This is a genomic window from Paenibacillus physcomitrellae (assembly GCF_002240225.1).
GTDB classification, from domain to species: domain Bacteria; phylum Bacillota; class Bacilli; order Paenibacillales; family Paenibacillaceae; genus Fontibacillus; species Fontibacillus physcomitrellae.
Map to the genome: position 1 here is coordinate 1,427,787 of NZ_CP022584.1, position 11,810 is coordinate 1,439,596.

Sequence of the window (11,810 nt, forward strand, 5' to 3'; positions counted from 1 at the left end):
CCCCCTTTATGGATGAGCCCATACCATCCATGCAGCTATGCGCATGATGCCATGGGCTCTGACTTTAACCGAAACCTTTATTTCACACTGCCTACAGGCAGGGAAGGCATCGCCTGGGATGAGAAGTTAATCGACTGCAGCATGCTGAGCAGTGCAGCTGCCGTATCCAGCGAAGTCATACAGAACACGCCGTTCTCGACCGCTTCACGGCGGATGCGGAAACCGTCTCTTGCCGGTTCTTTGCCTTTGGTCAGCGTGTTGATCACAAAGTGCGCCTGACCTGTGCGGATCATATCCAGAATGTTTGGCGTACCTTCGCTCAGCTTATGAACCGTTGTCACATGCAGCCCTTGTTCTTCAAGCGTGCTTGCTGTACCGCCGGTAGCGATGATCTTGTAGCCCAAGTTGTAGAAACCTTTCAGCAGTTCAATCGCTTCCGCTTTGTCTTTGTCCGCTACCGTTGCGATAATCGCGCCGGTTGTTGGAATCTTCATGCCTGCGCCAATCAAACCTTTGTAAAGCGCTTTGGCATATTGCGGGTCGCGGCCCATCACTTCGCCTGTAGACTTCATTTCAGGTCCCAGCGTCGTGTCTACGCGGCGCAGCTTGGCGAACGAGAACACCGGCACTTTAACGGACACATAGTCTGGCTCAGGCCATAAGCCTTCTGTGTAGCCTTGGCTTGCCAGCGAAGTTCCAAGGATCGCTTTTGTAGCCAGATTTGCCATCGGAATGTTCGTTACCTTGCTCAGGAACGGTACCGTTCTGGAGGAGCGAGGATTTACTTCGATCACATACACTTCATTTTTGTAGATGACGAATTGAATGTTAACCAGGCCGACCGTCTTCAGCTCTTTAGCAATTTTGATTGTGATCTCTACAATTTTATCTTTCAGCTGCTGTTCCAGATGCTGCGAAGGATAAACCGCGATCGAGTCGCCGGAGTGAACGCCTGCGCGCTCCACATGCTCCATGATGCCCGGTATCAATACCGTTTCGCCGTCACAGATCGCGTCGACCTCAACCTCTTTACCCATCATGTAGCGGTCGATCAGCACCGGATGGTCCGGATTGATCTGCACCGCTTCTTCCATATACTGCAGCAATTCCTCGTCCGAGTAAACAATCTGCATCGCACGACCGCCAAGGACATAGGACGGGCGAACGAGCACCGGATAACCAAGTCCCTGCGCCGTATCAACAGCCTGGTCGACCGAGGTCACCGTGCTGCCCTGCGGCTGGGCAATGCTCAGTCTGGAGAGCAAAGCTTCGAATTTCTTGCGGTCTTCCGCTTCGTCAATGCTTTCCAGCGAAGTGCCCAGAATATTGACGCCAGCCGCTTTAAGCGGAGCTGCCAGGTTAATGGCCGTCTGGCCGCCGAACTGCACGATAACACCAATTGGTTTCTCCTGCTCAATCACGTTCATCACGTCTTCGAAGAACAGCGGCTCGAAGTACAGGCGGTCCGAGGTGTTAAAGTCTGTCGAAACGGTCTCCGGGTTGTTGTTAATGATCACCGCTTCGTATCCCGCGTTCTGGATCGCCCAAACCGCATGTACAGTCGAGTAGTCGAACTCAATGCCTTGGCCGATACGGATCGGACCGGAGCCGAGCACAACCACTTTTTCTTTCGTGGATGCCGTAACTTCATTCTCTGTTTCGTAAGTAGAGTAGTAGTAAGGTGTCGTAGCTTCAAATTCGGCTGCACAGGTATCTACCATTTTGTAGACAGGGCGCAGACCGCTGTCCAAACGATATTCCCGCACTTCTTTCTCCGTCACATGGCTGCTCTGGCCCGCCAGCTTGCGCAGTTCGGCGATAGAGCGGTCTGTAAAGCCCATCCGTTTCGCTTCGTACAACGTCTCGCGGCTAAGCTCCACTTCGCTGCCGATCGTCTTCTCAAAGCCCACAATCCGCTCGACCTTGTCGAGGAACCACCAGTCTACGTTCGTCAGGTCGTGGATCTGCTGCAGTGCGTACCCGCGGCGGAAGGCTTCCGCGATCAGGAACAGGCGCTCATCATCCGGTTTAACCAGACGGGCATCCAGTGTCTCTTGATCCAGCTTCTCGGCACCTTTCAAGTGCAGACGGTGCGTGCCGATTTCCAGCGAACGAACCGCTTTGTGGATCGACTCTTCGAACGTCCGTCCGATTGCCATCACTTCACCGGTTGCTTTCATCTGCGTGCCCAGCTTGCGGTTGGCTTGGATGAATTTATCGAACGGCCAGCGCGGGATTTTGCTGACGATGTAATCAAGCGTCGGCTCGAAGCAGGCGTAAGTTTGGCCTGTCACCGGGTTGACGATTTCGTCCAGCGTGTAGCCCAGCGCGATTTTGGCGGCCATCTTCGCGATCGGATAACCCGTTGCCTTGGAAGCTAGCGCGGAAGAGCGGCTAACCCGCGGATTCACTTCGATGACATAATACTGGAAGCTTTGCGGGTCCAAAGCGAACTGCACGTTGCAGCCGCCTTCGATATTGAGCGCGCGGATAATCTTCAGGGAAGCCGAGCGCAGCATTTGATATTCACGGTCAGATAACGTTTGGCTTGGTGCTACCACGATGCTGTCGCCGGTATGTACGCCGACCGGATCAAAGTTCTCCATGTTGCAGACAACGATACAGTTGTCGTTCGCGTCGCGCATCACTTCATATTCAACTTCCTTCATGCCGGCGATGGATTTCTCTACCAGACATTGGGAAATCGGACTGTAGCGCAGGCCGGAGGATACGGTCTCGCGCAGCTCCTCTTCGTCGGCGCAGATGCCGCCGCCTGTTCCACCGAGCGTATAAGCCGGACGGACGATCAACGGATAGCCGATCTCTGCCGCAAAGTCCAGAGCTTCCTCCAGCGTAGTGACGATTGTGCTCTCAGGCACCGGCTGCTCCAGCTCGCGCATCAGCTCGCGGAACAAATCGCGGTCCTCCGCTTTCTCGATCGAGTTCAGCTGTGTGCCGAGCAGTTTAACGTTCTCTCTTTCCAGCACGCCTGCGCGCGCCAGTTCCACCGCCATGTTGAGGCCCGTTTGGCCGCCGAGGGTCGGCAGCAGGCCGTCCGGACGTTCCTGGCGGATAATTTGCGTCACGAAATCCAGAGTAATCGGTTCGATGTAAACTTTGTCGGCCATGTTCGTATCGGTCATGATGGTGGCCGGGTTGCTATTGATCAGCACCACTTCCACGCCTTCTTCTTTCAGCGCTTGGCAGGCCTGCGTACCGGCGTAATCAAATTCCGCCGCTTGGCCGATGACGATCGGACCGGAGCCGATCACCAAAATTTTCTTGAGGTCTTTATTGATAGGCATAGGTTTACAGAGCTCCTTTCGCAGCGGCCATCAGTTCGGCTTGACGCGGTTTCTTTGGATTCAGGCGTTTATGCTCGCGGATCATCTCCAGGAAGCGATCGAACAGATAGCTGTTATCGTATGGACCCGGTGCGGCTTCCGGATGGTATTGCACAGAGAACGCCGGATATTTCGTATGTTTAAGACCTTCAATCGTTTTATCGTTATTGTTAATATGCGTCACTTCGAGATCCGTTCCGGCAACCGAAGCTTCGGTGACCGTATAGCCGTGGTTCTGCGAAGTGATGTAGCAGCGGCCGGATTCGAGCTCCTTCACCGGATGGTTGCCGCCTCGGTGGCCGAACTTCAGGCTTTCCGTGTCAGCGCCGCAGGCGAGTGCGAACAGCTGGTGTCCCAGGCAGATGCCGAAGATCGGGTATTCGCCGAGCAGTTCGGAGACCATTTTTGCCGCATAAGGCACGTCTTTCGGGTCGCCAGGGCCGTTGGACAGCTGAATGCCGTCCGGATGCAGCTTGCGGATTTCATCCGCGGTAGTGTCATGAGGCACAACTACTACATCGCAGCCGCGTTTGGTCAGCTCGCGCACGATGCCGCTTTTGGCGCCGAAATCGACGAGCACAATTCGTTCGCCGGAGCCCGGCACGTTGTAAATACGCTGCGTCGAGGTTTTGGCTACTTGATCGCGCAATTCATGGATGCTGGTGTGGGCAATCATTTCCTGCAGCTCTTCGATCGATTTGTTCGTTGTTGTCAAGATCCCTTTCATCGTGCCGTACTGGCGGATGATCCGGGTCAGCATGCGCGTATCGATGCCGCTGATCGCAGGGATTCCGTACTCTTTCAGCAAATCTTCGATGCTGTACTGGGCGCGCCAGTTGCTTGGGACCGGTTCGTGACGGCGCACAACAAAACCGTGAATGGACGGAGCCACCGACTCAAAATCATCCCGGGTAATGCCGTAGTTGCCGATCAGCGGATAAGTCATCGTCACGATTTGTCCGCAGTAGGACGGGTCCGACAGCACTTCCTGATAACCTGTAATCCCTGTATTAAAAACAACCTCGCCGGTCTTCTCCACTTCTGCACCAAAAGAAGTTCCGGTAAACAACGTGCCGTCTTCCAACAATAATCTTGCCTGCACCTTCGATCCACTCCCTGTTCTCAAATGTAAGTCTATTCGTTAGTTGAGCACGCGATCTTCGGCCCAAGAAATTTTTCCGTTTACGACCGTAACCGCCGGCCAGCCCTTCAGGCTCCAGCCGCCAAACGGTGTGTTGCGCCCTTTGCTGGCAAAGGTGGACGGATCAACGGTTTTCTCTGTTTCCAGATCCACAATCGTCAGGTCAGCCGGCGCGCCGACTTCCAGGCGTCCCGCATCCAATCCGAACACGCGGGCCGGGTCGGCCGTCATGCGCTGTACCAGCATTTGCAGCGTCCACAGCCCGGTCTCCACGAATTTCGTGTAGAGCAGAGGGAAAGCTGTCTCAAAGCCGACGATGCCAAACGGGGCAAGCTGCATGCCTTTGGCTTTCTCTTCTTCGCTGTGCGGCGCATGGTCCGTCACGACGATGTCGATCGTGCCGTCTTCCAGCGCGGCGATGCAGGCTTCCACGTCGCGGCGCGAGCGCAGCGGCGGATTCATTTTCCAGTTGGCATTCAGGCCCGGAATGTCCTCTTCGCAGAGCAGCAGGTGATGCGGGCAAACCTCCGCGGTCACGTTAATACCGATTTGCTTCGCCTGCCGGATCAGCCGGATCGACTGCTCGGTGCTGACGTGGCACACATGGTAGTGAACCCCGGTTGCTTCAGCCAGCAGAATGTCGCGTCCGACGTGGATCGCTTCCGACTCGTTCGGAATGCCCTTCAAACCGTGTTTTCTGGCGAACTCGCCTTCCGCCACCGGAGCGCCTTCCACCAAGGAATTATCTTCGCAGTGCGCGATAACCGGCATGTTCATCGAGGCGGCCCAAGCCATTGCATCTTTCATCATTTGCGCGTTTTGTACGCCTACGCCATCATCCGTAAAGCCGATTGCTCCCGCTTCTTTCAAGGCAGCGAAATCCGTCAGCTCGCGTCCCAGCTCGTTCACCGTAATCGCCGCATAGGGCAGCACTTTGACCAGGCCAGCTTCCTTCGCTTTGTCCAAAACCAGCTTCACCGTTTCCGGATCATCCGTGATCGGGCGGGTGTTCGGCATGCAGGCGATTGTCGTAAATCCGCCCTTTGCAGCTGACAAACTGCCTGTCGCGATCGTTTCTTTATGCTCGAAACCCGGTTCGCGCAGATGCACGTGCATGTCGATAAAACCCGGCGTCACCAGCTTGCCTGCGGCGTCCAGCGTTTCTGCCCCTGCAGCCTGAACCTCCGTACCTTGATCGTAAATGCCTGTGATTACTCCGTCTTCCGTGGTGATCGTCTTAAGCTCCAGCTGTCCGTCCTCGTTTAACACCTTGGCGTTTATTATGATTAATGGCATAAGTACCTCCGCTATTTATACTGAAAGATGCTTGCTTGATCATGTGCCCGATAAATTTCCGTTTACGCTACTTCCCCTTGGCCGCGCTGCTTTAATGCCTCAGCGACTCACAGCCGCAGTGCCCGTTCCATAACCGCCATGCGGATTGGAACCCCGTTTCTCATTTGCGGGAAAATCCTTGATCTCGGGCTTTCCACCAGTGCGTCGTCAATCTCTACATCGCGGTTCACCGGAGCCGGATGCATAATGATCGTATGTCCGGCCAGCTTAGCCGCCCGCTCCTCTGTAAGACCGTACTGGAGGCGGTATTCCTCCGGCGATTTCAGAATCCCCGTTGCATGGCGCTCCAGCTGAACTCTCAGCATCATCACCACGTCGGCTTTCAGCGCTTCGTCCATTGTCACATAAGGAGCTTCTTCGGCAAGCTCCGGGGCCTGCATCGATTCCGGCGCGCAGAACTTGACTTTCGCACCGAATTTCTCCAGGGCCCAAAGGTTCGACCGGGCTACGCGGCTGTGCTTGATATCGCCGATGATCGAAACCTGAAGTCCCTTCAGGCTGCCAAATTCCTTCTTCATCGTGTACAGATCCAGCAGCGCCTGCGTTGGATGCTCGTTGTTGCCGTCCCCTGCATTCACCAGCGGAACGTTAACCTTCTCGGCCAGTTGGGCCAGAAGTCCGATCGGCTTCAAGCGGATCACCCCGGCATGGATGCCCATCGATTCAAGCGTCCGGACGGTGTCGTAGATCGATTCCCCTTTTTCCACACTGGAAGCGGCGGCAGCGAAATTCAGCACTTCGGCTCCAAGCCGCTTCTCGGCCATTTCAAAGGAAAACCGCGTCCGCGTGCTATTCTCGAAAAACATATTCGCGACAAAACGATCTTTCAGTACCGGAATCACCTTATCCGGCTGTTTCTCCCAATAAGCTGCTCTTTCCAGCAGCGATTCAATTTCGGTGCGGCTCAGATCCTTGAGCCCCAGCAGACTGCGTTCCTTCAGGATGGTTGATGTAAGGGCCATGTTAATTCCCTCGCTTCTGCGTAAGTCTGACTACATCCGTCTCGTCGCGTTCCTGGAGTAAAACCTCGATTTCCTCTTCCCGGGAGGTCGGCACGTTTTTGCCTACATAATCCGGGCGGATCGGCAGCTCCCGATGGCCGCGGTCTGCAAGCACCGCCAGCTGTATCGATTCAGGTCGTCCGCAGTCCATGATCGCATCCATAGCCGCGCGAATCGTCCGGCCTGTGAACAGCACGTCATCGACAAGAATGACTTTCTTGCCCTGTACCTCCATTCCCTTCAGCTGATCTCCCGCTGCAATGGCATCAACGTCGTCAACGTCGCTTTCCCTGTCGTCCCGGTAAGGAGTTACATCAAGTTCTCCCCATGGCACCGTTACGCCTTCAATTTCCTCCAGACGTTCCGCAAGCCGCTGGGCCAAATGTACACCTCGGCTTACTATCCCGACCAATAGACAGCCTTCAATTCCTTTGTTCTTTTCCAAAATCTCATGCGCAATTCTCGTTAACGCCCGGCGAATCGCAGCTTCATCCATAATGACACGGTTCTCGCTCATCCATAATCCTCCTCATCGTTGTGGGCTGCACCAGACCCTGCCCCGCATGGCTTTAACCTTCCAAAGGAGCTTTTCCCGATAACATAAATCTTCATAAAAAAACTCCTTGCCCATTCCAGGCAAGGAGTTCTCTAGCCGCGAACCTAAAGTCGCGACTGTCCAGAGGCTGTGCTAAAAAGTCCATAACTGTGCAGCACACAGTTAGAGGAACCCTCCGCAAACCTCGTTCACGTTACCTTGCCAGCCTCACGGGACTGATTTAAAGGTGCTATTTGATTACCGTGAATTATGACAGAAGACTGAGAACTTGTCAAGGTTCGGGCATGCCGAGCGATACAGGAAGATGTATGGATGATGAATAAACATATTATTTATTTTATAAAACCAAGTATCTTGTTAATAATTATACAATAAATCCGCATAAATATCCACATTCTTTTTTATTTAACTCAAAAAAGCCCATCGTTATAGACAACGTGGGCCTCATGCATGCATTCATTCTCTTGTCCTTGCTCAGAATTCAAAACTCTAGTACCTCTTTATTGAAACAGTTTGGCAGGCCATCCTGCTGTTACTTCGGCCGGATGGCCTGTATATAGACCGACTCTCCGGAAAAACCCGCAAGTTCTCCTTGTTCATCCGAATAAATCGAGAAAAAATCGCGTATTTCTTCTGGAGATTGCAGCAGCTTGTTCGCCAAAGCTTCTCTTTCCGCCAGCGGAAGACCAGCCCGCTCGCACCAATCCTTGAAAGGGAACGGTTTTGGAAAACAGACGGACATCTCTATACGAAATCCTGTACTTTCAATCAAATGAATCCACTCCGACTTCTTCCATGCCCGAACATGGCTTGGATCACGGAGCTTTTCGATCTCATTATAGAATTGATCCAAATGATCCTGCTCAGGGGATGCATTATCTATAAGCAGCAGCTTCCCGCCAGGTTTGACAACTCTCAGCGCCTCTGCGGTAAAGGCCGGGACATCTGTGAAATGATGCGCAGCGATCCGGCAAGTTACCCGATCAAAGGCTTCATCTTCAAACGGCAGCTTCTCTGCGTCCCCCTTTATGTAATTTACGTTGGTATGCCCGTTGCCTCCGATAAAACGTTCAGCAGCCGACAGCATTTCAGGGGTCAAGTCATAGGCCGTCACATGCTGAACAAGCGGTGCAAGCGCATTGGCTACATGCCCTCCCCCAGTCGCAATATCGAGCACCTTCATATTCGAGTCAGCTTCGGAATTTGATACGAGCCAGTCCAGATCTTCGCCTTTTGCGTGCTTTGGACTCGTCACGTACTTCTGGGCATTTCGGGCAAACTGCTGCTTAACCTGATTCTTCTTCGATTCACCCATCCACTCATTCATCGCAAACTCTCCCTCCGGCTTTCTGTTGTTAATGCTACAAAAAAGCATGGCCCAGGTATCTCCCCTTACAGCCATGCTTTAAATGCCACTAATGCTTACAAACTTTCAAATGTTCGTCTGGTCTTAAATGGAATTAACGCCCGCGAAGCTGCACCAGAAGCTGCTCCATATCTTCAGGCATTGGAGCGGCAAATTCCAGTTGCTCACCACTGCGCGGATGAACGAATCCGAGCACCGCCGCATGAAGCGCTTGGCCGTCCATCTTGATGCCTTTGCTTTTGCCGTACATCGGATCTCCGACCAGCGGATGGCCGATAAACTTCATATGCACACGAATCTGGTGCGTGCGTCCGGTCTCCAGCTTCAGCTCAAGCAGGGTATAATCGCCAAAGCGTTCAACCACCTGGAAATGCGTGACCGCATGTTTGCTGTTCTTCTCCGTTACCGTGAACATCTTCCGGTCAGCGGAATCACGCCCGATCGGCGCGTCCACCGTGCCTTGATCATGGCTCAGGTTGCCGTGCACCAGCGCAAAATATTTGCGTGTAACCGAATGGTCCTTAAGCTGAGCGGCAAGTGAAGCGTGAGCCAGATCATTTTTAGCGGCCATTAGCAGACCTGATGTATCCTTGTCGATCCGATGGACAATGCCGGGACGGAGTTCGCCGTTAATACCCGACAAATCCTTACAGTGAAACATCAAAGCGTTCACAAGTGTCCCGGAAGCGTGTCCGGGTGCCGGATGAACGACCATGCCTCTTGGTTTATTGACCACGATTACATCGCTGTCTTCATAATACACATCAAGCGGAATATCCTCCGGCACGATTTCAACGGCGCTTGTCTCTGGAATCTGGACGACCACTTCGTCTCCTGCCGCGAGCTTATAATTGGCTTTGACAGGCTTGCCGTTAACGGTAACATGACCGCCGTCGATCCAAAGCTGGATCTGGCTTCGGGAAACCTGCTCCTCCAGACCCTCTACAATATATTTGTCTATCCGTTGTTTAGCGTCCTTCGCATCAGCCGTCCATTCGTATAATCCCGCGTTATCCTCGGACAACAATGGCTTGTCCACTGAAGCTGAATGGTCTGACTGGTCCAAATTTCTCATAGATGATTGTCTCCTCGCATTGGATCGGCCGGCTTGGTTTTGTCCCGGCGGTTCTCCAGCAAAGTATCCAGAATAATTAAGGCAACACCGACTACAATACAAGAATCCGCGAAATTAAAAATCGGGAAAATATAGCTGCCAAACGTAAATTGCAGAAAATCAACAACTTCAGCGCTTACAGAGCGATCCAGGAAATTGCCGATAGCCCCGCCCAAAATGAGGGAAAGCGCGACGGGAAGCAGCTTCTGACCGTTCTTCTTCACCCGTTCCATATACCAGACGATTCCAATTACAACCGCAATGGTAATCACGATAAAAAACCAGCGTTTACCTTGTAAAATACCGAAAGCAGCGCCCTGGTTCCGGCTGGACGTAATCACAAAAAAATGCCCGATGATCGGAATTTCTTCCCCGATCTGCAGCTGTTTCGCAATCAGATATTTCGTTCCTTGGTCAACCAGAAAAGCGATTAAAGCGATCAAATAATACACCACAGTAGGTTGTCACCCCGTTTTGTCTTATGGCGTTCCGGCTTTCCCACTCAGACAGGATTAACCAAAACAAGCTTCCTTATTGTAGCACAGGGCCCAATATACCGTCCATGCACGAAAGGATTTTCCTTCTCTAAAATTAGGCCTTTTGGCGCAATCTAAACGGTAGCACCAGCGAATTTATATCTTCAGGAAGGAGTCCTGTCCGATGGATCACCTGACACAAAACGAACTGCAGCGTCTTGAGGAACAGCTTCTGGAACGAAAGCAGGACCTTGAACACCGATTGGAAGACAACGATCATTTCGGCATCGAAGCTTCTCTCCGCGACGAAACCGGCGAGCTGTCCACCAACGATAACCACCCTGCGGATGTCGCGACAGAAATGTTTGAGCGCTCCAAGGATTTATCGCTGCTGGAGCATGCCGAAATGGAACTGACCCGCGTTAACGAAGCCCTTCTTCGCATGCAGGACGGCTCCTATGGTATCTGTGAAACCTGCGGGGGTGCTATTGACCCGGAGCGTTTGAAGGCGATTCCTGAGACCTGCTACTGCCGCGAGCATAGTCCTCAGCAGCTCGTCTCAGCGAGACGTCCGGTGGAGGAAGAACTTTTGTATCCACCGTTTGGCCGAACCAGCTTTGACGAGCGCAGCGATGAGACCGAATTTGACGGCGAGGATGCCTGGCAGATCGTCGAAAGCTTTGGTAGCTCAACCTCTCCGGCTTACGCCGAGGATAACGAGGTCGACGACTACAATGACCTTGAGATTGAAGCCAGCGGTGAGCTGGACGGCTTTACCGAAGCTTTTGAAAGCTTTGTAGCCACCGATATTTACGGCAGCAATACCGTTTTTTACCGGAACGGCGTTTACCGCAAGCATATGAAAGAAACCAAACATCTGGCTTCAGAGGATTCACTTGGCAGAGGCTCCAACATTTATTAATGCGGTATAGCTAAAGCTGCAGCTGTCTTTGCACGATCCGGACCAGATCCGCGATATAATCGCCGATGATGGGCAGGTTAAGCGCTCCAAGCGCCTGCAGCAGATAAATGATGGTGGCCCCAAATAAAGTCAGCCCGATACCGTATCCAACGCCTCTGGCCGTTCCCGACAATAAATTCAGCCAAATCAGCCGAAAGGGTCTGTGAAGCAGTTGGGTGTAGTCTGCTATTCTTGATTTCTCCAGCTCATTGGCGAGCCAGACCGTCAGCTCATACATTTTGTTCATCCGGTCTTCCATATTCTCCGGTTCGGCTTCTGCGTTTATAACGGGCGGCTTATGTAATGGTAATTTCCCGTCTATTTTCCCGTCTTTGTTGTTCAGCTTCATGCAGGGTATCATCCTTTATTCTTCTCGAAAAAGAACCAAATAGCGCAAACGAGCCGGTCAGTTCCGAAGAAGGTCGACCTCGACCTTCTTCGGGCTGCCCAGCCCGTCCGCTATTCTTTAGCTTGTATTATAACCCTGCACAGGGA

At 52.9% G+C, this 11,810-nt stretch carries 10 protein-coding genes; 1 reads left to right on the forward strand and 9 read right to left on the reverse strand.

All coding sequences use genetic code 11. The features are described from left to right. Window positions 1–77 precede the first annotated feature (77 nt). From carB to lspA, 8 genes are all read right to left on the reverse strand, one after another. Window positions 78–3,305, reverse strand: coding sequence for a carbamoyl-phosphate synthase large subunit (gene carB / locus CBE73_RS06590; RefSeq protein ID WP_094093551.1), 3,228 nt, complete (start codon window positions 3,303–3,305; stop codon window positions 78–80). Between the two features lie 4 nt (window positions 3,306–3,309). Further along, window positions 3,310–4,446 carry a carbamoyl phosphate synthase small subunit gene (locus CBE73_RS06595; protein WP_094093552.1) on the reverse strand — a complete coding sequence of 379 codons (1,137 nt, stop codon included), beginning with the start codon at window positions 4,444–4,446 and terminating at the stop codon, window positions 3,310–3,312. Between the two features lie 39 nt (window positions 4,447–4,485). Continuing rightward, window positions 4,486–5,781 (reverse strand): dihydroorotase, encoded by a 1,296-nt coding sequence (locus CBE73_RS06600; RefSeq protein WP_094093553.1) that lies wholly within the window; start codon window positions 5,779–5,781, stop codon window positions 4,486–4,488. Window positions 5,782–5,888: 107 nt separating this feature from the next. Then, window positions 5,889–6,803, reverse strand: coding sequence for an aspartate carbamoyltransferase catalytic subunit (locus tag CBE73_RS06605; protein WP_094093554.1), 915 nt, complete (start codon window positions 6,801–6,803; stop codon window positions 5,889–5,891). A 1-nt stretch (window position 6,804) separates the two neighbouring features. Continuing rightward, complete coding sequence (gene pyrR, locus CBE73_RS06610) at window positions 6,805–7,359, reverse strand: bifunctional pyr operon transcriptional regulator/uracil phosphoribosyltransferase PyrR (RefSeq protein WP_094093555.1); 555 nt, start codon at window positions 7,357–7,359, stop codon at window positions 6,805–6,807. Between the two features lie 571 nt (window positions 7,360–7,930). Next, window positions 7,931–8,713, reverse strand: a complete 783-nt coding sequence (locus tag CBE73_RS06615; protein ID WP_094096173.1) for a class I SAM-dependent methyltransferase — start codon at window positions 8,711–8,713, stop codon at window positions 7,931–7,933. Window positions 8,714–8,858: 145 nt separating this feature from the next. Further along, on the reverse strand, window positions 8,859–9,839 hold the full coding sequence (locus tag CBE73_RS06620) for an RluA family pseudouridine synthase (protein WP_094093556.1): 981 nt from the start codon (window positions 9,837–9,839) through the stop codon (window positions 8,859–8,861). After that, window positions 9,836–10,333: a signal peptidase II gene (lspA, locus tag CBE73_RS06625; RefSeq protein WP_094093557.1), complete on the reverse strand. Its 498-nt coding sequence runs from the start codon at window positions 10,331–10,333 to the stop codon at window positions 9,836–9,838. The genes CBE73_RS06620 and lspA overlap by 4 nt, the downstream gene beginning before the upstream one ends. Before the next feature lie 205 nt (window positions 10,334–10,538). Between lspA and CBE73_RS06630 the strand changes: the two genes are divergently transcribed. Next, complete coding sequence (locus tag CBE73_RS06630) at window positions 10,539–11,276, forward strand: TraR/DksA C4-type zinc finger protein (protein ID WP_094093558.1); 738 nt, start codon at window positions 10,539–10,541, stop codon at window positions 11,274–11,276. A gap of 10 nt (window positions 11,277–11,286) precedes the next feature. Here the strand turns inward: CBE73_RS06630 and CBE73_RS06635 are convergent, their stop codons facing one another. Next, window positions 11,287–11,574 carry a DUF5665 domain-containing protein gene (locus tag CBE73_RS06635; protein ID WP_094096174.1) on the reverse strand — a complete coding sequence of 96 codons (288 nt, stop codon included), beginning with the start codon at window positions 11,572–11,574 and terminating at the stop codon, window positions 11,287–11,289. Between the last annotated feature and the right edge of the window lie 236 nt (window positions 11,575–11,810).

Excerpts from the sequence above, each read along its gene's own strand:
- CBE73_RS06605 (WP_094093554.1), bottom strand. The coding sequence starts at position 6,803 with ATGGCCCTTACATCAACCATCCTGAAGGAACGCAGTCTGCTGGGGCTC.
- pyrR (WP_094093555.1), bottom strand. The coding sequence starts at position 7,359 with ATGAGCGAGAACCGTGTCATTATGGATGAAGCTGCGATTCGCCGGGCG.
- CBE73_RS06600 (WP_094093553.1), bottom strand. The coding sequence starts at position 5,781 with ATGCCATTAATCATAATAAACGCCAAGGTGTTAAACGAGGACGGACAG.
- CBE73_RS06615 (WP_094096173.1), bottom strand. The coding sequence starts at position 8,713 with ATGGGTGAATCGAAGAAGAATCAGGTTAAGCAGCAGTTTGCCCGAAAT.
- CBE73_RS06630 (WP_094093558.1), top strand. The coding sequence starts at position 10,539 with ATGGATCACCTGACACAAAACGAACTGCAGCGTCTTGAGGAACAGCTT.
- carB (WP_094093551.1), bottom strand. The coding sequence starts at position 3,305 with ATGCCTATCAATAAAGACCTCAAGAAAATTTTGGTGATCGGCTCCGGT.
- CBE73_RS06635 (WP_094096174.1), bottom strand. The coding sequence starts at position 11,574 with ATGGAAGACCGGATGAACAAAATGTATGAGCTGACGGTCTGGCTCGCC.
- CBE73_RS06620 (WP_094093556.1), bottom strand. The coding sequence starts at position 9,839 with ATGAGAAATTTGGACCAGTCAGACCATTCAGCTTCAGTGGACAAGCCA.